25 protein-coding genes are annotated in these 19,344 nt (G+C 52.5%); 12 read left to right on the top strand and 13 right to left on the bottom strand.

Annotated features, from left to right (window positions below):
- Window positions 1-8: 8 nt before the first annotated feature.
- The 10 genes from rpsC to HVZ52_RS01840 form a co-directional block, all read right to left on the bottom strand.
- Window positions 9-710: a 30S ribosomal protein S3 gene (rpsC, locus tag HVZ52_RS01885; RefSeq protein WP_000529945.1), complete on the bottom strand. Its 702-nt coding sequence runs from the start codon at window positions 708-710 to the stop codon at window positions 9-11.
- Between the two features lie 17 nt (window positions 711-727).
- Window positions 728-1,060 carry a 50S ribosomal protein L22 gene (gene rplV / locus HVZ52_RS01880; protein WP_000448832.1) on the bottom strand — a complete coding sequence of 111 codons (333 nt, stop codon included), beginning with the start codon at window positions 1,058-1,060 and terminating at the stop codon, window positions 728-730.
- A gap of 14 nt (window positions 1,061-1,074) precedes the next feature.
- Window positions 1,075-1,353, bottom strand: a complete 279-nt coding sequence (gene rpsS, locus HVZ52_RS01875; protein ID WP_001138115.1) for a 30S ribosomal protein S19 — start codon at window positions 1,351-1,353, stop codon at window positions 1,075-1,077.
- 16 nt (window positions 1,354-1,369) lie between these two features.
- Entirely contained in the window at window positions 1,370-2,191 is an 822-nt protein-coding gene (gene rplB, locus HVZ52_RS01870; RefSeq protein ID WP_016154746.1) for a 50S ribosomal protein L2, read from the bottom strand.
- A 17-nt stretch (window positions 2,192-2,208) separates the two neighbouring features.
- Entirely contained in the window at window positions 2,209-2,511 is a 303-nt protein-coding gene (gene rplW, locus HVZ52_RS01865) for a 50S ribosomal protein L23 (protein WP_000617546.1), read from the bottom strand.
- Window positions 2,508-3,113 (bottom strand): 50S ribosomal protein L4, encoded by a 606-nt coding sequence (gene rplD, locus HVZ52_RS01860; protein ID WP_003031119.1) that lies wholly within the window; start codon window positions 3,111-3,113, stop codon window positions 2,508-2,510. Before rplD ends, rplW begins: the two co-directional genes overlap by 4 nt.
- A gap of 10 nt (window positions 3,114-3,123) precedes the next feature.
- Window positions 3,124-3,753, bottom strand: a complete 630-nt coding sequence (rplC, locus tag HVZ52_RS01855) for a 50S ribosomal protein L3 (protein ID WP_003031117.1) — start codon at window positions 3,751-3,753, stop codon at window positions 3,124-3,126.
- 32 nt (window positions 3,754-3,785) lie between these two features.
- The gene (gene rpsJ, locus HVZ52_RS01850; protein ID WP_001181005.1) at window positions 3,786-4,097 is read right to left on the bottom strand and encodes a 30S ribosomal protein S10; all 312 of its coding nucleotides are present in this window, start codon (window positions 4,095-4,097) and stop codon (window positions 3,786-3,788) included.
- A 206-nt stretch (window positions 4,098-4,303) separates the two neighbouring features.
- Window positions 4,304-4,687: a hypothetical protein gene (locus tag HVZ52_RS01845; RefSeq protein WP_181598803.1), complete on the bottom strand. Its 384-nt coding sequence runs from the start codon at window positions 4,685-4,687 to the stop codon at window positions 4,304-4,306.
- Window positions 4,687-6,201, bottom strand: coding sequence for a peptidoglycan-binding protein (locus HVZ52_RS01840; protein WP_181598802.1), 1,515 nt, complete (start codon window positions 6,199-6,201; stop codon window positions 4,687-4,689). The genes HVZ52_RS01845 and HVZ52_RS01840 overlap by 1 nt, the downstream gene beginning before the upstream one ends.
- 166 nt (window positions 6,202-6,367) lie before the next feature.
- Here HVZ52_RS01840 and gspC point away from each other — a divergent pair, with 166 nt between their 5' ends.
- The 12 genes from gspC to HVZ52_RS01780 are packed head-to-tail and all read left to right on the top strand — an operon-like array spanning window position 6,368 to window position 17,135.
- Entirely contained in the window at window positions 6,368-7,165 is a 798-nt protein-coding gene (gene gspC / locus HVZ52_RS01835) for a type II secretion system protein GspC (RefSeq protein ID WP_181598801.1), read from the top strand.
- A gap of 50 nt (window positions 7,166-7,215) precedes the next feature.
- Window positions 7,216-9,168 carry a type II secretion system secretin GspD gene (gene gspD, locus HVZ52_RS01830; protein WP_249417953.1) on the top strand — a complete coding sequence of 651 codons (1,953 nt, stop codon included), beginning with the start codon at window positions 7,216-7,218 and terminating at the stop codon, window positions 9,166-9,168.
- 6 nt (window positions 9,169-9,174) lie between these two features.
- Window positions 9,175-10,665, top strand: a complete 1,491-nt coding sequence (gspE, locus tag HVZ52_RS01825; protein ID WP_181598799.1) for a type II secretion system ATPase GspE — start codon at window positions 9,175-9,177, stop codon at window positions 10,663-10,665.
- Window positions 10,662-11,873, top strand: coding sequence for a type II secretion system inner membrane protein GspF (gene gspF, locus HVZ52_RS01820; RefSeq protein WP_181598798.1), 1,212 nt, complete (start codon window positions 10,662-10,664; stop codon window positions 11,871-11,873). The genes gspE and gspF overlap by 4 nt, the downstream gene beginning before the upstream one ends.
- A gap of 54 nt (window positions 11,874-11,927) precedes the next feature.
- Entirely contained in the window at window positions 11,928-12,320 is a 393-nt protein-coding gene (gene gspG / locus HVZ52_RS01815) for a type II secretion system major pseudopilin GspG (RefSeq protein ID WP_047358922.1), read from the top strand.
- A 5-nt stretch (window positions 12,321-12,325) separates the two neighbouring features.
- Window positions 12,326-12,817, top strand: a complete 492-nt coding sequence (gspH, locus tag HVZ52_RS01810; protein ID WP_181220918.1) for a type II secretion system minor pseudopilin GspH — start codon at window positions 12,326-12,328, stop codon at window positions 12,815-12,817.
- Entirely contained in the window at window positions 12,814-13,200 is a 387-nt protein-coding gene (gene gspI / locus HVZ52_RS01805) for a type II secretion system minor pseudopilin GspI (protein ID WP_181220919.1), read from the top strand. The genes gspH and gspI overlap by 4 nt, the downstream gene beginning before the upstream one ends.
- Complete coding sequence (locus HVZ52_RS01800; protein WP_181598797.1) at window positions 13,184-13,756, top strand: type II secretion system protein GspJ; 573 nt, start codon at window positions 13,184-13,186, stop codon at window positions 13,754-13,756. Before gspI ends, HVZ52_RS01800 begins: the two co-directional genes overlap by 17 nt.
- Window positions 13,753-14,739: a type II secretion system minor pseudopilin GspK gene (gspK, locus tag HVZ52_RS01795; RefSeq protein WP_181598796.1), complete on the top strand. Its 987-nt coding sequence runs from the start codon at window positions 13,753-13,755 to the stop codon at window positions 14,737-14,739. Before HVZ52_RS01800 ends, gspK begins: the two co-directional genes overlap by 4 nt.
- Before the next feature lie 10 nt (window positions 14,740-14,749).
- Window positions 14,750-15,895 (top strand): type II secretion system protein GspL, encoded by a 1,146-nt coding sequence (gspL, locus tag HVZ52_RS01790; protein WP_181598795.1) that lies wholly within the window; start codon window positions 14,750-14,752, stop codon window positions 15,893-15,895.
- Window positions 15,892-16,359, top strand: a complete 468-nt coding sequence (locus HVZ52_RS01785; RefSeq protein WP_181598794.1) for a type II secretion system protein M — start codon at window positions 15,892-15,894, stop codon at window positions 16,357-16,359. The genes gspL and HVZ52_RS01785 overlap by 4 nt, the downstream gene beginning before the upstream one ends.
- Entirely contained in the window at window positions 16,356-17,135 is a 780-nt protein-coding gene (locus HVZ52_RS01780; RefSeq protein WP_181598793.1) for an A24 family peptidase, read from the top strand. Before HVZ52_RS01785 ends, HVZ52_RS01780 begins: the two co-directional genes overlap by 4 nt.
- Before the next feature lie 37 nt (window positions 17,136-17,172).
- Here HVZ52_RS01780 and bfr read toward each other — a convergent pair whose 3' ends face one another.
- The 3 genes from bfr to tuf all read right to left on the bottom strand — a co-directional run bounded on the left by bfr (window position 17,173) and on the right by tuf (window position 19,282).
- A complete protein-coding gene (gene bfr, locus HVZ52_RS01775) occupies window positions 17,173-17,646 on the bottom strand; it encodes a bacterioferritin (RefSeq protein ID WP_016154761.1) in 474 nt (157 codons plus the stop codon).
- 71 nt (window positions 17,647-17,717) lie between these two features.
- Window positions 17,718-17,912 carry a bacterioferritin-associated ferredoxin gene (bfd, locus tag HVZ52_RS01770; protein ID WP_114681385.1) on the bottom strand — a complete coding sequence of 65 codons (195 nt, stop codon included), beginning with the start codon at window positions 17,910-17,912 and terminating at the stop codon, window positions 17,718-17,720.
- Between the two features lie 185 nt (window positions 17,913-18,097).
- On the bottom strand, window positions 18,098-19,282 hold the full coding sequence (gene tuf, locus HVZ52_RS01765) for an elongation factor Tu (protein ID WP_003031109.1): 1,185 nt from the start codon (window positions 19,280-19,282) through the stop codon (window positions 18,098-18,100).
- Between the last annotated feature and the right edge of the window lie 62 nt (window positions 19,283-19,344).

Here is a 19,344-nt window from a genome sequence, read left to right as displayed (position 1 = left end):
GACGCTCCTTATTTACGGCCTTTACGCTGCTGCTTTTTAGGTTGCGCAGCCGGTTTTTCCGGTTGTTCAACAGCAGCCATACCACCCAGGATCTCGCCTTTGAAGATCCACACTTTAACGCCGATTACACCGTAAGTGGTGTGCGCTTCAGAGGTGTTGTAGTCGATGTCAGCACGCAGAGTGTGCAGAGGTACGCGACCTTCGCGGTACCATTCGGTACGTGCGATTTCCGCGCCGCCCAGACGGCCGCTAACTTCAACTTTAATACCTTTAGCGCCCAGACGCATTGCGTTCTGTACAGCACGCTTCATAGCACGACGGAACATAACACGACGTTCCAGCTGAGAAGTGATGCTGTCAGCAACCAATTTTGCATCCAGTTCAGGTTTACGCACTTCGGCGATATTGATCTGAGCAGGAACGCCAGCAATATCCGCTACGACTTTGCGCAGTTTTTCTACGTCTTCACCTTTCTTACCGATAACGATACCCGGGCGAGCGGTGTGAATGGTCACACGGATGCTCTTAGCCGGACGCTCGATAACGATACGAGATACAGACGCTTTAGCCAGTTCCTTAGTCAGGTACTGACGTACTTTAAAATCGCTGTCCAGGTTGTCAGCGAATTCTTTGGTGTTCGCAAACCAGGTTGAGTTCCATGGTTTTACAATACCCAGGCGAATACCATTAGGATGTACTTTCTGACCCATTGCTAGTCTCCAGAGTCTCAGCGATCGGACACAACCACAGTAATGTGGCTGGTGCGCTTCAGGATGCGATCTGCACGACCTTTTGCACGCGGCATAATGCGCTTCATGCTCGGGCCTTCGTCTACGAAAATTTTCGTAACTTTCAGATCGTCAATGTCAGCGCCATCGTTGTGTTCAGCGTTAGCAATGGCAGATTCCAGGACTTTCTTGACCAGTACAGCCGCTTTCTTATTGGTGTAGGTCAGAATATCCAGAGCCTGCGACACTTTCTTACCGCGAATCAGGTCTGCAACAAGGCGAACCTTCTGAGCAGAAGAACGAGCATGGCGATGTTGAGCTAAAGTTTCCATCTCTTCCTCCTACCTTATTTCTTCTTCGCTTTTTTATCAGCAGCATGGCCGCGATAAGTACGAGTCGGTGCGAATTCACCCAGTTTGTGACCGACCATTTCGTCGGAAACAAATACCGGAACGTGCTGACGACCATTATGGACAGCGATGGTCAAACCGATCATGTTAGGAAAGATCGTTGAACGACGGGACCAAGTGCGCAGGGGCTTCTTGTCTCCGCTTTCCACCGCTTTCTCTACCTTCTTCAGCAAGTGCAGGTCAATAAAAGGACCTTTCTTGAGAGAACGTGGCATGGCTTATCCTCTAAAATTATTTGCTACGGCGACGTACGATGAATTTATCAGTACGCTTGTTGCTGCGGGTCTTCTTACCTTTGGTCTGAACGCCCCACGGAGTTACCGGGTGCTTACCAAAGTTACGACCTTCACCACCACCATGTGGGTGGTCGACTGGGTTCATCGCAGTACCGCGAACGGTAGGACGAACACCACGCCAGCGTGCAGCACCTGCTTTACCCAGAACGCGCAGCATATGCTCAGCATTGCCAACTTCGCCCAGAGTTGCACGGCAGTCTGCTTCGACTTTACGCATTTCACCAGAACGCAGACGCAGGGTGACATAAGCACCATCACGAGCAACGATCTGAACGTAAGTACCAGCGGAACGTGCCAGTTGACCGCCTTTACCTGGTTTCATTTCTACGTTATGAACGGTAGAACCAACCGGGATATTGCGCATCGGCAGGGTGTTACCTGCTTTGATTGCAGCATCAACGCCAGATTGAACCTGGTCGCCAGCTTTCAGGCCTTTAGGGGCCAGGATGTAACGGCGTTCACCGTCTTTGTACAGAACCAGCGCGATGTTCGCGGAGCGGTTCGGATCGTACTCAAGACGTTCAACAACTGCCGGGATACCGTCTTTGTTACGTTTGAAGTCAACAATACGATAAGCCTGCTTGTGACCACCACCGATGTGACGAGTGGTGATGCGGCCATTGTTGTTACGACCACCGGATTTGCTGTTTTTTTCAACCAGCGGAGCAAAAGGTTTGCCCTTGTGCAGCTCTGGGTTGACCACTTTAACAACGTGGCGACGACCCGGAGATGTCGGTTTACATTTAACAACTGCCATTGTATTACTCCTCCGACTTACTCAGCGCCGCCGACGAAGTCCAGATTCTGGCCTTCCTTCAGGGTGACGTAAGCTTTTTTCCAGTCGCTACGACGACCGATACGCTGTCCGTGACGTTTAACTTTCCCTTTAACTACCAGGGTGTTAACGACTTCGACTTCGACTTCAAACAGTTTCTGCACAGCAGCTTTGATTTCTGCTTTGGTCGCGTCTTTAGCAACTTTGAGAACGATGGTGTTAGTTTTTTCCATCGCAGTAGACGCTTTTTCAGAAACGTGCGGTGCGCGCAGCACTTTCAGCAGACGTTCTTCACGAATCATGCCAGCATCTCCTCAACTTGCTTAACAGCATCAGCAGTCATTACGACTTTGTCGAAGGCGATCAGGCTAACCGGGTCGATACCAGTTGCATCGCGTACGTCAACCTTATGCAGGTTGCGCGCAGCCAGGAACAGGTTTTCGTCCAGCTCACCGGTGATGATCAGCACATCTTCCAGAGCCATGTCTTTCAGTTTCTGTGCCAGCAGCTTAGTTTTAGGCGCTTCTACAGAGAATGATTCGACAACGATCAGACGATCCTGACGTACCAGTTCGGACAGAATGCTTTTCAGCGCGCCGCGGTACATCTTTTTGTTAACTTTTTGACTGTGGTCCTGTGGACGAGCAGCGAAGGTCACGCCACCTGAACGCCAGATCGGGCTCTTGATAGAACCTGAACGCGCACGGCCGGTACCTTTCTGGCGCCACGGCTTTTTGCCTGAACCAGTTACTTCAGCACGAGTCTTCTGAGCACGAGTACCCTGACGAGCACCAGCTGCATAAGCAACAACAACCTGGTGAACCAGCGCTTCGTTGAAATCACGACCGAAGGTAGTTTCGGAAACAGTCAGCGCGCTCTGCGCGTCTTTCAATACTAATTCCATTGCTATCCCCTTACGCCTTCACAGCTGGTTTAACGATCAGGTCGCAACCGGTCGCACCCGGAACACCACCTTTAACCAGCAGCAGGTTGCGCTCAGCGTCAACACGTACTACGTCCAGGCTCTGAACGGTTACACGTTCGTTGCCCAGCTGACCTGCCATTTTCTTGCCTTTGAACACTTTGCCCGGAGTCTGGTTCTGACCGATAGAACCCGGAACGCGGTGGGACAAGGAGTTACCGTGAGTAGCGTCCTGGGTACGGAAGTTCCAGCGCTTAACGGTACCAGCGAAACCTTTACCTTTAGAGGTACCGGTTACGTCAACTTTTTTAACGTCAGCAAACAGTTCAACGCTAATGTTCTGACCAACGGTGTATTCTTCACCATCTGCCAGACGGAACTCCCACAGGCCGCGGCCAGCTTCTACGCCAGCTTTAGCAAAGTGGCCAGCTTCCGGCTTAGTTACGCGGTTAGCTTTTTTAGCACCGGTGGTAACCTGAACAGCGCGATAGCCATCGTTAGCCAGATCTTTAACCTGAGTAACGCGGTTTGCTTCAACTTCGATAACGGTTACTGGGATAGATACGCCATCTTCAGTGAAGATGCGGGTCATACCCACTTTTTTACCGACTAAACCAATCATTGTATCAACCTCTCAATCGCTCGATGACCTGATTAACCCAGGCTGATCTGCACGTCTACACCGGCAGCCAGGTCCAGACGCATCAGAGCATCAACGGTTTTTTCAGTTGGCTCAACGATGTCAACCAGACGCTTGTGAGTACGGATCTCGTACTGATCACGCGCGTCTTTGTTGACGTGCGGGGAGATCAGAACGGTGAAACGCTCTTTGCGGGTCGGCAGCGGGATCGGACCACGAACCTGCGCACCAGTGCGCTTGGCAGTCTCGACGATTTCCGCGGTTGATTGATCGATCAGACGATGATCAAACGCTTTCAAACGGATACGGATTCTTTGGTTCTGCATGAGACCAGAGCTCCAATTATTTTATAGACGAAATAGTTACTCCTCAAACCCATTACGATTGATGGGAGAGTGTAACCGTTCTTACGTAGCCCCCTGATTGGGAGCGTTGTTGACGGTAAACCGCCACAGTTCATATCGAACTACCCGTCAGATTTGACAGGCTGGCGTATTATACGTATAGCCGGTACGGATGCAAGTGATTATGGCTATTTGCCATCGATTTCTCTCAGCGCTTGTTGCACACGTGAGCGCAATACTTCGCCATCCGGCACTTCCTGCCCGGACGCTTCATCATAGGGTATCTCTTCCAGCATACTGTCACCCTCTTCGTTCTGGGTGGGTAAATCGATGCGTATCGGCAGAGGTTTCCGCTTAAAAATGTAATGCACATCCGAGAGTCGATACGCCTGAGAATCGGGCACTCCCTGCGTGGTGGCTGTCGGATGGCGCACCAACCAGACATAATGTCCGTAGTAGCCGCACATTAGCATCAGGCTGACCCACAACAGCCAGCAACAGGAATGCAGCGCCTGCCGCCAGCGGCAACTCAACACTGTTTTCACATCAATGGGTTGATAGATGTGCATCATCACATACGCTCCTTAGATGACACATGTGTGAGCACAGGTGCCGCCTCATTGATTAATACCGGCGCGTCTCCAAGACTCTGACGCAGCCTTATCAGCGTCTCTTTTCCCGGCTTACCATCCACAGGCAAATTCTCCCGCTGCTGGAATGCTTTGACCTTTTCGATTAACCATGGCGTCCATGAGCCTGATTTATCGCCGGGAACGCCCAGCGCGCGGCTCAGCATCGTATCAAACCAGATGATGGTTTCCGCCGGACTCTTTTCACCGATCTGCATTTTCCTGTCAGGCGTTAAATAGAGCATCAGGGTATAATTTCCCTGCCAGTGCTTCGCCAGCCACTCCTGACTGACGATCCAGGTTTTATTATCAATGATAAGATCCAGCTCGTTTCCTGATACACGCATCACAACACCGTAGACCGGTTGTTTATCGATATTCAAATGCGCGATCCACGGCAACCCGCGCCTGATGAGGTTATCTAAACGTTCCTTGCCGCTTTCGCACACCAACTCAGCGCGATCGGCCTGGTCACACCATGCCTCGTCATGCGCTGTGTCGAATCCCCAGACGCTGAATAATTGCTGCATGGCATCGCGTAATCCTCCCCGTGCGTCGCCAATATCCGGCAGGTTTTCCTTTTTTTGCGTCATCGCCACCGTTAACCCGGCGGGCAGAGGAAGTTGAAGGGGAAAAACATCGACCGCCAGCCAGCCGAACGTCAAAGCCAGCGCAGCGTAAAGTCCGGGCAGTATTCCCTTGCGCAATACGCAAGAGCGGAGAGTAAATGTTTCCAGCAACAATTTTTCCTGTTGAGCGGTTAACACATCCGCTTGCCTGTCCGTTGCCATTTTTCTCGCCGCCCGGGCGATGCGCCTCAGCAACGCCAGGTTTCCCTGCACTGCCCGAACCGCTTTGCGCACAAATTCATGACGCATGCGCACAGGCTCGCCATCCGCCTCACGCAGTTGCTGTTGATGCATAAAATCAAGATATTCATCGTCCGTCGGCGCAGCGATGATCGCCGACAGCGTAATACGCCGTTTAAGTCGTCGGTTACGCCTGAGCGCTTCGCCCCCCACCAGTAGCAAGCTGGCGCCAGCGTCAAATGAAGCCGCCAGATGACGGAAATTATCGACAAATGCCGGAAGATGTCTGGCGAGTGCGTCAGCATTATCAATGACAATTATTATTGGTTGCGCTGCCGGACTAAGGGCAGGCATCAGCGTTGACCAGAAACGGCTAATTCTCACATCTCGCCAGTCTGGCTGGAGTTTTCCGTGCGTACACGCCGTGTGTGTCAATTGACAGAAACCAGATAAACCGGTGGCGGTAAACACCACTACCCTGCCGGGAAAATCCTTACCTAACTGATAAATAAGCGTCGATTTACCACACCCCGGTTTGCCGCATAATACGCCCACATCGCCAGCGCCCAGCTCATGAATAAAGATATTCTTGATAAGGGTATGTTGCGAAAAAGAGTAAATTGCATACGGTAATTCGCGTTCAGTCATCGATAAGTTCCAGTAATTGATGCGTGCATTTAACTCATTATATGTCAGGTAAATATTATCAATTTTTTATATTTGAATTAAACGACATGTTCCGACGATTAAATTGAAAACCTGAAAGTAAGCCTATATCATGCTTCTCCCGAAAAGAACAGGCGTGCTATTAACAATGGATGTTATCGCGAAGCAATTTACCTTTATATTTAAGAGAAAGCGTAACGATGTGCTGTACTGCGTTATGTTTTTTGTCGGTGCCATTGTTATTATTCATTCGTTATATGCCTATAGATTATTTATTGATTCGATCAATACGAAAAACAAAACCAGTCACTCAATAACGCCCGTTGTCCTCAGGCTGCCAATGAATTTACCGAAAAACAGTAGGGAAAATGCGACTGATAATAAAGAAGATGTTTCAATTAAAAATTCGATGCTCAATCTCCAGCTAAATGGCATTATTGCGAGCACGCTAAAAACACGTTCACAGGCTATTATCACCATTAATGAGAAAGCAAAATTTTACAGTACCGGAGATAAGCTTGACGATCTCCCTGACGTAAAAATTACGGATATTGATAATAATAGCGTGACGATTGATAACAATGGCTCCCGGCAACGCATCGCTTTTATTGATGAGCCTGATATATTCTCCAGGGCACCGGCACCATCGCTGCCACATGACAGCGCGCCACATTCCCTCAGCGACATCATTATTACTAACTTTATCTATCAGCAGGAAGCGCTACAGGGCGTCAGATTAAACGCCCGTGGTCCGGTTGAACGTTTTATAGCAACCGGACTCAGGCCTGGCGATATTGCGATCAAAATGAACAACCATCCGCTAACTCAGGAAGCGTCAGCAAAAGCGGCACTACAGGAATTTGTAACCTTAAACTCTGCCCAGTTCACCGTAATACGAAACGGTCAGGAAGCGTTGGTGAATGTATCCGTTACTGAAAATGATTAACCTTAAGGACGACAAAATTGCGCAAAGGAATTAAAAAAACGGCTGCATGGATACTGGCGCTACAGTTTTGCTCCTTTCCATTTCAAACTATGTCAGCGCAATATTCGGCAAACTTCCAGGATGCGGATCTCCGGGAGTTTATTACCTCGGTCAGTAAGCAAATGGGCAAAACCATTCTGATCGATCCGTCCGTCCAGGGAAAAATCTCCGTTCGCAGCTTTGACAGTTTCAACGAGGAGGAATACTACCAGTTTTTTCTCAGCGTTCTCGATATCTACGGCTACTCGGTTATCACCCTGGATAACGGCCTGCTGAAGGTTGTTCGCTCCGCAACGCTTAAGACCGCGCCGGGAAAAGTATTGGCACAGTCGCAACCGGCGGTCGGCGATGAATTTATCACCCGCGTCGTGGCGCTGAAAAATGTCCCGGTACGCGATCTGGCTCCGCTATTACGCCAGATGATGGACAGCGGCGGCATCGGCAACGTCGTACACTATGATCCTTCTAATGCGCTGTTGATCACCGGTAAAGCCAATATAGTCAATCGCATCCTTGAGGTTGTGAAACGGGTCGATGTTATCGGTACTCAGGAACGTGAGCTTATCAAACTGCGCTACGCCTCGGCAGTTGATTTATCTGACGTAATTAACAGCCTGATTCGCGAAGAATCAAAGGAAAACCCAACGCAGATCCTGCTGCCTAAAATTGTCGCCGACAAGCGCACCAACGCCCTTCTTATCAGCGGGCCGGACAATGTGCGCCAGCGGATGAAATCTTTAATCGCTAAACTGGATATCGAACAGACCACGCAAGGCAATACTCGCGTGTTCTATTTGAAATACGCCAAAGCCACTAAAATCGTTGAAGTGCTGACCGGCGTGTCGACCAAACTGACGGAAGACAAGCAGTCGTCTTCGCAGAGCGTGGCTACCCCTTCCCGGGATGTCTCGATTAACGCCGATGAACAAACCAACTCAGTGGTCATTACCGCAGACCAGAGCACCATGCAGGAGCTGGAAAAAGTCATCGCTCGTCTGGATATTCGCCGCGCACAGGTACTGGTTGAAGCCATCATTGTGGAAGTCCAGGATGGCAACGGCCTGAATCTTGGCGTGCAATGGGCCAACAGCAACGTCGGCGGTCAGCAGTTTACCAAAACGGGGCTGCCGATTTTCGACGCCTCAAGAGGCGCGCGCCAGTTTGATAAAAATGGTTCGATGACCAGCGACAACCCTATCGCCAGCGCGTTAAGCAGTTTTAACGGCCTGGCGACGGGCTTCTTTGAAGGGGACTGGAGCGTCCTGCTCACCGCGATCTCCTCCGACAACAAAAACGATATCCTCGCCACCCCCAGCATTGTGACGCTGGATAACAAAGAAGCGTCGTTTAATGTCGGTCAGGATGTGCCGGTGCTTTCCGGCTCGCAAACGACCTCCGGCGACAACGTCTTTAATACGGTCGAACGTAAAACCGTCGGCACCAAACTGAAGGTCACACCGCAAATCAACGAAGGCGACGCGGTGCTGATGGAGATCGAGCAGGAGGTGTCGAGCGTCGATACCGCTTCCGGTAACGCCAGCGATCTCGGTCCGACGTTCAACACCCGTACTATCCAGAATGCCGTGCTGGTCAAAAGTGGCGAAACCGTGGTACTGGGTGGCCTGCTGGATGATTCAAGCAAAGAGCAGGTTTCCAAAGTACCGCTGCTGGGCGATATCCCTGTTCTCGGACAGCTATTCCGCTACACCTCAACGGAAAATGCGAAGCGTAATTTGATGGTCTTTATCAGGCCGACCATTATTCGCGACGACGAGGTTTATCGTTCGCTCTCAAAGGATAAATACACCCGATTTCGTGAGTTACAGCAGCAGCGTATTGATAAGCAATCCAGTGGATTGGTCGGCGTGAAGGACGAAGAACGCCCGATGCTTAAAGAGCTGAATTTCGATGTGCCGACCGACGCGCCCAACAGCCAGCCATCGCGCAATCCCTTCCGGGAATGATCCAACATGACTGACTTATGGACGCGCATTCCTCCCCAGCATCCTCTGCCGCTTAATTACGCGCAGGGGCAAAAATTTGGTATCGCGGTCGCGGCGGATGAATTGTTCTACCGCACCGACACACCGCTGGAAAACGTGCTCGAGGCCAGCGTTGCCTGTCAGCGCTTCAGCCGCCTGACGCCAGCGCAATTTGACGACCACCTGGAGCAACTTTTCCAGCACGGCGCCGGAGAGTCCCGGCAGATTGCCCAGGATATCGATCAGGAGATCGACCTGACGGCGCTGAGCGAGGAGTTACCCGACAACGCCGATCTGCTCAGTGATGAAAACGACGCACCGGTTATCCGACTGATCAACGCGGTCCTTCATGAAGCCGTGAGGGAAGGCGCGTCGGATGTGCATATCGAAACCTTCGAAAAATCGCTGGTGGTGCGTTTTCGTATCGATGGTGTCCTCAAGCCAGTCCTTCAGCCCGCTAAAAAACTGGCACCGCTGCTGATTTCACGTATCAAAGTCATGGCGCGACTGGATATTGCCGAAAAACGACTGCCGCAGGATGGGCGTATTTCCCTGCGCCTCGGACGCAAAAATATTGACGTCCGCGTTTCGACGTTGCCCTCGCAGTACGGCGAAAGAGCTGTATTGCGTCTGCTGGATAAAAACAGTCTGCGCCTGACGCTGGAGAATATGGGGCTATCGGCGGTGGATAGCCTGCGGCTGAAGGGTTTAGTACAGCAGCCGCACGGCATCATTCTCGTCACCGGCCCGACGGGGTCGGGAAAAAGCACCACGCTGTATGCGATTCTCGCCGAGCTGAATTCCCCCCAGCGTAATATCCTGACCGTCGAAGATCCCATCGAGTACGAGCTGGAAGGCGTCGGACAAACCCAGGTAAACAGCCGGGTGGATATGTCTTTCGCCAGGGGACTGCGCGCCATCCTGCGCCAGGATCCGGACATCGTCATGGTCGGCGAAATTCGTGACGCCGAAACCGCGCAGATAGCGGTTCAGGCATCGCTCACCGGACATCTGGTGCTTTCCACCCTGCACACTAACAGCGCTTGCGGTGCGATCACCCGATTACGAGATATGGGCGTTGAACCTTTCCTGCTCTCATCATCGCTTAGCGGCGTTATCGCCCAACGCCTGGTGCGTCGCCTCTGTCCGGCCTGCCGCGTGCATGCTCCCATTCCTGACTCTCAGAAATCCCTCCTGCACGCGCTCGATCCCACCGCTCAGACAATCTGGCAGGCTTGCGGATGCAGCGAATGTCGGGGGACAGGCTATCAGGGGCGACTGGCGATTCATGAAATTATGCTGGTGGATAAAACTATGCGCAGCATCATCCATCGCGACGCCGATGAACACGCGCTGGAACAGTGCCTGCGCCAGCAAAGCCGGAGCCTGCGGGAGAACGGCCTGCTGCGCGTGCTGGCGGGCGAGACCACGCTTGAGGAAGTCATGCGGGTCACCTCTGCGCAAGAGGATACGCAATGAAATATCAGTGGCAAGCAATGGATGACCGCGGCGCAACCCGCCGTGGAACGCTGGATGCCGCCAGCAGCAAAGAGGCGCGCGAGGCGCTACGCGCCCAGGGTCTGCACCCGCTGGTGTTAAATGAGAAAAAGGTCATTTCGCTGTTCCGGACGGTAAAAAAAACGCCTCGTTTACGGCTTAGCGGGAGTGAACTGGCGCTGTTCACCCGCCAGCTCGCCACGCTGGCCAACGCTTCGCTACCGCTTGAAGAGGCGCTGTTCGTTATTGGCCGGCAGAACAAAAATAATAAACTGGGGCTGGTGCTACACGACCTGCGCGAACGGATCCTCGCCGGACATACGCTTTCCGAATCGCTGGCCGCCTGGCCGCGGATCTTCGATTCCGTTTACCGCACGCTGGTGAAAGCCGGTGAAAAAAGCGGACAGCTCGGCTGTGTGCTGGAAAAGCTGGCTGACTACAATGAGTTACGCCAGGCAACGCGCAGTAAACTCATCCAGTCACTGATTTATCCTTCCCTGCTGACCAGCGTGGCGATCGCCGTCGTCGCTATCCTGCTCACCACCGTAGTACCCAAAATCGTGGAGCAGTTTCTGCATATGAAAGAAGCGCTGCCGATGTCCACGCGCGTGTTGCTGGCAATCAGTGGTGCCATGCGCGACTACGGATTGTGGGTAATCGCATTGCTGCTGATTGCCTTTTTCCTGTTTCGCCACTGGCTCACCCGTCCCGGCAAACGGCATCTGCTTGACCGCTGGCTTCTTGATTTCAAACCCAGTCGCGCCCTGCTGCGCGCTATCCACTGCGCCCGTTATCTGCGCACCCTGAGCATTCTCAATATCAGCGGCGTTCCGCTGCTGGAAGGGATGACGCTGGCAACCGAAGGCATCGGTAACCGAGAAATTAGTCAGCGGCTGGGTCAGGCCGCGGAGCGCGTGCGCCAGGGTTCAGGATTTCATCTCGCCCTGGAAAAATGCGATCTCTTCCCGCCGATGATGCTCTACATGATTGCCTCCGGGGAAAAAAGCGGCCAGCTCAGCGAGCTAATGGCGCGCGCCGCCGACCAGCAGGAAACACTGCTACAAAACCGAATTGCGCTGACGCTGGCGCTGTTTGAACCCGTGCTGATTATTACGATGGCGATGATTGTGCTGTTCATCATCGTCTCGGTTCTGCAACCCATTTTGCAACTCAACTCATTGGTAAGTTAAGGATAAAACGTGAATAGTGATGCACATAAGCAGCGAGGATTTACGCTGCTGGAGATGATGGTGGTGCTGGTTATTTTGGGCATCCTCGCAAGCCTGGTCGTCCCCAGTTTAATGGGCAATAAAGACAAAGCCGATCACCAGAAAGCCGTCAGCGACATCGTGGCGCTGGAGAATGCGCTGGATATGTACAAACTGGATAACTATCGCTATCCGCTGACGGCGCAGGGGCTAAAGGCGCTGGTCGAAAAACCGACCGCCAGCCCAATCCCGGAAAATTATAACGCGAAGGGCTATATCAAGCGTCTGCCACAGGATCCCTGGGGTAATGAGTATCTGCTGGTAAGCCCCGGTGAACACGGCGATTACGATATTCTCTCCGCAGGTCAGGACGGTGAACCCGGCACCGCTGACGACATTACTAACTGGGAACTGGGTAAAGCGAAATAATCGGAATGAGGCAGAAGGGATTCACGCTACTGGAAGTCATTCTGGTGCTGACGATTACCGCGCTTGGCGCCTCGCTGGTGATGATGACCTACGGGCGACAAAATGATACCGCGAAAGCTATTACCGCAGCCGAGCAGTTGGCGGCGCTGACTGAATATGCCGCTGACTGGTCAACCATGGAGGACCGCAGTACCGGTATTGAGCTCCGCGAACAAGGCTGGCGCATCGTCACACCGATTGGCAATCGCTGGCAGACGCCAACCCGGTTCTATCGCCTGGCGACCGAGGGCAAGTGGGAAAGCGACTGGCAGGTGGCTCTGTTCCCGGCGTCGCTCGCCAGGCAATCCGTCGGCATGCCGCAAATTCTGATTCACCCGGACGGTGAAATTACGCCGTTTACGCTACACATCCGCAGCCGTAAAAATAATACGCTGCTGTTCACGCTCGCCAGCACCGGCGGGCTGCCGCTGGTGCTCACCCGAGGCGAAAGCCGATGAGCCAAAGGCAATCAGGAATGACGCTTCTGGAAGTGCTGCTGGCGATATTCATTTTCGCCACCTGCTCTCTCGCGCTACTCAACAGCCTGCACGGTCAGGTTAGCGCCACCGCAAAAATGGAAGAACAGGTACTTGCCGGTTGGGTAGCGGATAATGTGCTCAAAACCTATCAACTGGCCGGGCAGAGCCCCGCTAAAACAGCGACAGGCAGCAGCATTATGGGTAAACGCCGCTGGGACTGGTCGTTGACAGTCTCACCCGTCGATACTTCCGGCCTCAACACCTGGACAGCTGACGTCACCCTTGAGGACAAGCAGAAGATCCGCCTGCAGCGCTTTATTCTCTCGCCGCAAGGAGGACCGCAAAATGTCTCCCAGCCCTGAGAAACAGCGCGGCTTTACCCTACTGGAAGTTTTACTGGCTATTGCCCTGTTCGCCATGCTCAGCCTGCTGACGGCGCAGATGCTGACAACGACAATTGACAGTAACGAGCAGACCAAAAAGCATCAGCAGCGTTTTTCCGCTATCGTGCGTACCGTCAATTTGCTGGATAAAGATATCCGACAGCGGGTGCCGGTAACCGAATTGCAGGGCGAAAAAGAGACGCTGATGCTGACGACAGCCAGCAGTAACAGTTATCCTGGCGCCTGCTGCGCGCCCGATATCCAGCGAGTTCAGTGGTATCTGCAGGATTATACTTTATACCGCACGCTCTGGCGCTACCCGGAAGATGCAACTCCGGCCATCACTCAGCCGATGCTCAATGGTGTGAACGCCTTCACGTTACGTTATTACAACAGTAAAGAGAAAGCGTGGACGGACACGGCGACAATCCCATCTCCTGGCGCGATGGAAGTCACTCTTAAACTTGCTGATTCCGGCACAATAACTCGTCTGACGCTGTGGCCAGAGAACCGCCAGCCAAGAGAACAGCAATGACCCGGCAAAAGGGCGTGGCGCTGCTGGTAGTGCTGATGATCCTGGCAATTATGGCGGCGCTGGCCAGCGAAATGACCGTGCGCTACCAGATCAACCTCAAACGCACCAGCTACACCCGGATGCGGCTACAGCAAAACTGGCTGGCAGAGCTGGCTGAAAGCCAGGCCATGCGTATTCTTGAACAGGACCTGCGGGATAATGAGAAATACCTCACTCACGAGCAGCTCTGGGCGCAGCCGCAGCGTATTCAGCTCGCCAGCGGCGATGTTGTCAGTTGGCAGCTATCTGACGAGCAGGCCTGTTACAACATTAATGCGCTGATTAACGCCCCGACCGACCGAATGAAAGAGCCGCCCGCCAGCGTGAGCGTCTTTCTCGCGCTGCTGGACAACGTTGGCGTCACCCATGCCCAGGCTGAGGCGCTGGTTGATGCTATCGCCGACTACATCGATAACGACGATATCCCACGCGCCTCCGGTGCCGAAAATGAGTATTACCAGACAAGTAACGACCCCCACACCATTGGCGGACGACGTATCTGGTCAATCAGTGAGCTCAAAAAAATCAAAGGGATGACGCTTTCTCTTTACCAGCAAATCTCCCCGCTACTCTGCGCGCTGCCTGATGATGAGCTAAAAATCAACATCAACACCCTGACGCGCCGAGATGCACCGTTGCTTGCGGCGATGCTCAATAATGCTGTCCCACCACGCGAGATTGAGCGCTTTTTTGATACCCCACGCAAAGGACGCAAAATCAGCATTGAGACGTTGTTAAAGACATTCGATAAGGATAATCCGGCTCATAAGCTGTCGCAGACCACATTCAAAAGCATTGCGGTGGCGACCAGTCGTTACTTCCGCCTTGAAACGACTATCGAACAGGGCGATAGCGCCGGGAGCACCATCAGCCAGTTGGAATACGATCCCAAAAGAAAGGCTCTGTTTATTACAGCCCGCAAAAGCGTGGCGCGCGACCATTAAAGGGAACTAAATGACGCCAGACACATTACTGCTACGTCCGCTGCCGGGAAAACTGGAATGGTGCTGCCCCAACGAGGCGCAGCCTCCGGTTATTGTTGAACAGGCGGATTACCTCCAGCCAAACGCGCTGGCCGACCTGCCGGATGCCGGTAACGCCTGCCTGTTCCTGTCGCCTGATTATTTCTGTTTTCGCCGCGTCGAATTACCGACGGAAAACTACAAAATCAGTGAACAAACGCTGGGCTGGCTGGTGGAGGACGCCGTTGTCGGTGATACAGACAGCCTGCACTGGACGGTTCTCGCCAGAGAAGAAAACACGCTCCATCTCGCCGGGATCGCCAGGACCACGCTGAACGATCTATTGACGACTTTCCGCACAGCTGGCGTGACGTTGACGTATATCGTTCCGGATGGTTTCTGGCTGCCGTATGTCACGGATAGCTGGAGTCTGCTAAAACAAGATGAGCGATGGTTAATCCGTTACGACGCGTGGAAAACAGGCGTGCTGAGTGAAGCACTGCTCACGCATTTACTCGCCAGCCATACAGAGCAAAAAATCATCAGCGCCAGCCCGCTTCCTGTGCCTCACGCTTATGTCGAATACCTTGACTGGCAGCCGCCGCTGGCGTGCGCCTGCAATGGCGATAATATTCAGGACATTAACGTATTACACGGCAGCTTCCGCCCTTTGCCCCCGACACAACCGACCCCGCGTCTGCTGAAATATGCCGCCATAGCAACATTTGCCCTGGCGATAGCGCTCTTCTCAGGGCTGAAAGGGGTGATGCTCTGGCAGCTTCATCAACAGAAACAGGCGCTCTCAGCGGAAGGTGCCACCCTGTGGAACCGCTATTTCCCAGGTGATAACCGCAACAGCAATTTTAAATATTTCTTCGAATCGTCCGCGAGGGATCGCTATCCGGATGTGCTGACGTTACTGACTCAGCTACAGACCCGATTAAGCACATTGCCGGGGCTTACCATCCGCGAGGTCAGCTACCGGCTCGAACAGCGCCTTTTTACCCTGACACTCAACGTTCGCGATCCGGAACATCTTCGCCGCTTTATGGTGCAGACAAACGACGAATTTATCCTGACTCAACCGCCAGAAGGGACGACAGATAGCGTCCGGCTGACCCTGAAGGAGCGCAAATGAATATGAATAGCTGGTGGAGCGAAAAAAACGGCAGAGAGCAACGCAGTCTGATATTTCTCGCCGTTTTCTGTCTGCTGGCGGGATTCTGGTACGGCGTGGTTCAGCCCCTGGATAACGCTATTGCACAGCAGAGGCAGGAAAATGACCGTCTCAGGAGTGAGATCCAGTGGGTAAATGAGGCGATTCAGCGTCGCGGATTAGTTGCCAGTAGACCGGGCACAAAGACCGATCCGGCACTGATACAACATAGCGCGCAGCAGGCAGGTCTGAATATCAGCGTGCTAACATCCACTCCCGATCATTTTGCGATCTCGCTTCCCGTTGTCAAAACCGAACCATTATTTGCATGGCTTAATACCCTACAAAATGAGGGAATACAGGTTTCGCAACTCACGTTTAGCGCCCGCCCGGTCGCCGGGGAGATTGCGGTGGAAGCCCTTGAACTCTATCCGGTGGGGAAATGACGGAACTCATTAACATTGCAGCAATGGCGCTTGTCGGGCTGATAGTCGGTAGCTTTATGAATGTAGTGGTTTATCGACTGCCGATCATGATTGAGCATCGGCACAGCGAAACATGGAATATCGCCTGGCCTCCGTCGCACTGTCCGCACTGCCAGCACAGGCTATCGGTGCGTAACACTATTCCACTATTCAGTTGGCTGTGGCAGCGGGGGCGTTGCCAGGACTGCGCGCAGCCCATTTCATGGCGTTACCCACTGACTGAACTGGCGTGTTCTTGTGTTTTTGCGCTTAGCGCCGCGTTTGTCCCTTCAATGTCAGATGCGATTGCCATCATGACGCTGTTCTGGTTTATTTTCGCCCTGGCGCAAATTGATCTCCGGACGTACCTGCTGCCGGATGTGCTGACGCAGCCGCTGCTCTGGCTCGGTCTGCTATATCACAGCGTTTACGACAGAGAGATGTTATCCGACGCGCTGTACGGCGCTGTCGCTGGCTATCTGACGCTATGGCTGGTCTGGTGGGGATGCAAAATACTCGCGGGCAAAGAGGGCATCGGCCTGGGTGACGCTAAGCTACTGGCGGCGATGGGTGCCTGGTGTGGATGGTCAGCGCTACCGCCCATTTTACTCGCTGCATCATTGCTGGGCATTGCCTGGTGGCTGATCCTACGCCTTACCCGAAGGACGTCGATACCGCTTATCGCGTTCGGTCCGTGGCTTGGACTGGCAGGCTGGTTGATTTTCAGCGCGCAAAGCTCAGGTGTTATCGGGTACTGAAAGGAGCGGCAGGACTGCCGCTCTGCAAAGTTTGCGTCTACGCTTCGCGAATCTGTGCCTGAAGATAGTTCTGGAGTCCCATCTTCTGGAGCAGATCCAGTTCCGTTTCCAGCCAGTCAATGTGACCTTCTTCATCAGCAAGGATTTCGATCATCATATCCCGGCTAACGTAGTCATGGACGCTGTCGGCATAGGCAATGGCTTCACGTAAATCTTTAGCTCCATCGAGTTCGAGTCGAAGATCGGATTGCAGCATCTCTTCAACATCTTCGCCTATACCCAACTTACCAAGATCCTGTAAGTTTGGGAGCCCTTCTAAGAATAAAATACGCTCGATATATTTATCAGCGTGTTTCATCTCATCGATAGATTCATGGTACTCAACATCATTGAGACGAGTCAGTCCCCAGTTTTTGAACATACGAGCATGGAGAAAATACTGGTTGATTGCGACAAGCTCATTTCCCAATAGTTTATTGAGATAATTTATGATTTTAACATCACCTTTCATTTTATAGTCCCTCCGCTTCCACTCTTAGAGCGTAGATGGGGCTACAGGGATGTCAAAAAAAAGAGTGTGACTTAGGCGGTCTCTTTAAATTCTGGCATTTGCGTTAATTCATCCTGCATGACTTCGCGGGCAGCACGAATGCACTTACCACATTGATTTCCAACAGGAATAAATTTACGCAATTGCTGAAAGGACTGAGGATGAAACTGGCGAACAGCCTGACGTATTTTTTTATCACTTATCGCATTACACAAACAAACGTACATGATCGCTCCCGTTCAATTTCTGCGCAAAGTGTAAATGAGAATAGTTATGATTACAATAGCACAACGCTATTTACGCAGCGGGAGAATGAATGAAAAATGCGAATAAATATGACAACTGCTAAATAGCGGACAGCAAAAAGGGCGCCGAAGCGCCCTTTTTAAGCTCAAAGCTAATTAATCAATAATTAGCTCATTACTTTAGCAACAACGCCCGCACCAACAGTACGGCCGCCTTCACGGATTGCGAAACGCAGACCGTCGTCCATCGCGATTGGGTGGATCAGGGTAACAACCATTTTGATGTTGTCGCCCGGCATTACCATCTCAACGCCTTCCGGCAGTTCGATGGTACCAGTCACGTCAGTAGTACGGAAGTAGAACTGCGGACGGTAACCTTTGAAGAACGGAGTATGACGGCCGCCTTCATCTTTGGACAGAATGTACACTTCAGATTCGAACTTGGTGTGCGGCTTGATAGAGCCCGGCTTAGCCAGTACCTGACCACGTTCGATTTCTTCACGTTTGATACCACGCAGCAGAACACCAACGTTCTCACCAGCACGGCCTTCGTCCAGCAGTTTGCGGAACATTTCAACGCCAGTACAGGTAGACTTAGCAGTCTCTTTGATACCAACGATTTCAACTTCTTCACCAACTTTGATGATACCGCGCTCTACACGACCGGTAACAACGGTACCACGACCGGAGATGGAGAATACGTCTTCGATAGGCAGCAGGAACGGCTTGTCAATCGCACGCTCTGGTTCTGGGATATAAGAATCCAGGAAGCCAGCCAGTTCGATGATTTTCGCTTCCCACTCTGCTTCGCCTTCCAGCGCTTTCAGAGCAGAACCACGAACGATCGGAGTGTCGTCGCCCGGGAAATCGTACTGAGACAGAAGTTCACGAACTTCCATTTCTACCAGTTCCAGCAGCTCTTCGTCATCAACCATGTCGCATTTGTTCAGGAACACGATGATGTACGGAACGCCTACCTGACGACCCAGCAGGATGTGCTCACGAGTCTGCGGCATCGGGCCGTCAGTCGCAGCAACAACCAGGATCGCGCCGTCCATCTGCGCAGCACCGGTGATCATGTTTTTAACATAGTCGGCGTGGCCCGGGCAGTCTACGTGTGCGTAGTGGCGAGTCGGGGTGTCATATTCAACGTGAGAAGTGTTGATGGTGATACCACGAGCTTTTTCTTCCGGCGCGTTATCGATCTGGTCGAATGCACGAGCAGCACCGCCGTAGGTTTTAGCCAGTACGGTGGTGATTGCAGCGGTCAGGGTAGTTTTACCGTGGTCAACGTGGCCGATGGTGCCGACGTTAACGTGCGGTTTTGTACGTTCAAATTTTTCTTTAGACACGGCTATATTCCTTACTATAGTGCTCTCCCCTGGGGAGAGAGCACGGGACTTAGGTTTTAATC

This window comes from Citrobacter sp. RHB36-C18, from assembly GCF_013814485.1.
Taxonomy (GTDB): domain Bacteria; phylum Pseudomonadota; class Gammaproteobacteria; order Enterobacterales; family Enterobacteriaceae; genus Citrobacter; species Citrobacter braakii.
This window is presented reverse-complemented; position numbering and strand designations above follow the sequence as displayed.

Coding starts and splice junctions, on each gene's coding strand:
- rpsC (WP_000529945.1), bottom strand. CDS start 710: ATGGGTCAGAAAGTACATCCTAATGGTATTCGCCTGGGTATTGTAAAA.
- rplV (WP_000448832.1), bottom strand. CDS start 1,060: ATGGAAACTTTAGCTCAACATCGCCATGCTCGTTCTTCTGCTCAGAAG.
- rpsS (WP_001138115.1), bottom strand. CDS start 1,353: ATGCCACGTTCTCTCAAGAAAGGTCCTTTTATTGACCTGCACTTGCTG.
- rplB (WP_016154746.1), bottom strand. CDS start 2,191: ATGGCAGTTGTTAAATGTAAACCGACATCTCCGGGTCGTCGCCACGTT.
- rplW (WP_000617546.1), bottom strand. CDS start 2,511: ATGATTCGTGAAGAACGTCTGCTGAAAGTGCTGCGCGCACCGCACGTT.
- rplD (WP_003031119.1), bottom strand. CDS start 3,113: ATGGAATTAGTATTGAAAGACGCGCAGAGCGCGCTGACTGTTTCCGAA.
- rplC (WP_003031117.1), bottom strand. CDS start 3,753: ATGATTGGTTTAGTCGGTAAAAAAGTGGGTATGACCCGCATCTTCACT.
- rpsJ (WP_001181005.1), bottom strand. CDS start 4,097: ATGCAGAACCAAAGAATCCGTATCCGTTTGAAAGCGTTTGATCATCGT.
- HVZ52_RS01845 (WP_181598803.1), bottom strand. CDS start 4,687: ATGATGCACATCTATCAACCCATTGATGTGAAAACAGTGTTGAGTTGC.
- HVZ52_RS01840 (WP_181598802.1), bottom strand. CDS start 6,201: ATGACTGAACGCGAATTACCGTATGCAATTTACTCTTTTTCGCAACAT.
- gspC (WP_181598801.1), top strand. CDS start 6,368: ATGGATGTTATCGCGAAGCAATTTACCTTTATATTTAAGAGAAAGCGT.
- gspE (WP_181598799.1), top strand. CDS start 9,175: ATGACTGACTTATGGACGCGCATTCCTCCCCAGCATCCTCTGCCGCTT.
- gspF (WP_181598798.1), top strand. CDS start 10,662: ATGAAATATCAGTGGCAAGCAATGGATGACCGCGGCGCAACCCGCCGT.
- gspG (WP_047358922.1), top strand. CDS start 11,928: ATGATGGTGGTGCTGGTTATTTTGGGCATCCTCGCAAGCCTGGTCGTC.
- gspH (WP_181220918.1), top strand. CDS start 12,326: ATGAGGCAGAAGGGATTCACGCTACTGGAAGTCATTCTGGTGCTGACG.
- gspI (WP_181220919.1), top strand. CDS start 12,814: ATGAGCCAAAGGCAATCAGGAATGACGCTTCTGGAAGTGCTGCTGGCG.
- HVZ52_RS01800 (WP_181598797.1), top strand. CDS start 13,184: ATGTCTCCCAGCCCTGAGAAACAGCGCGGCTTTACCCTACTGGAAGTT.
- gspK (WP_181598796.1), top strand. CDS start 13,753: ATGACCCGGCAAAAGGGCGTGGCGCTGCTGGTAGTGCTGATGATCCTG.
- gspL (WP_181598795.1), top strand. CDS start 14,750: ATGACGCCAGACACATTACTGCTACGTCCGCTGCCGGGAAAACTGGAA.
- HVZ52_RS01785 (WP_181598794.1), top strand. CDS start 15,892: ATGAATATGAATAGCTGGTGGAGCGAAAAAAACGGCAGAGAGCAACGC.
- HVZ52_RS01780 (WP_181598793.1), top strand. CDS start 16,356: ATGACGGAACTCATTAACATTGCAGCAATGGCGCTTGTCGGGCTGATA.
- bfr (WP_016154761.1), bottom strand. CDS start 17,646: ATGAAAGGTGATGTTAAAATCATAAATTATCTCAATAAACTATTGGGA.
- bfd (WP_114681385.1), bottom strand. CDS start 17,912: ATGTACGTTTGTTTGTGTAATGCGATAAGTGATAAAAAAATACGTCAG.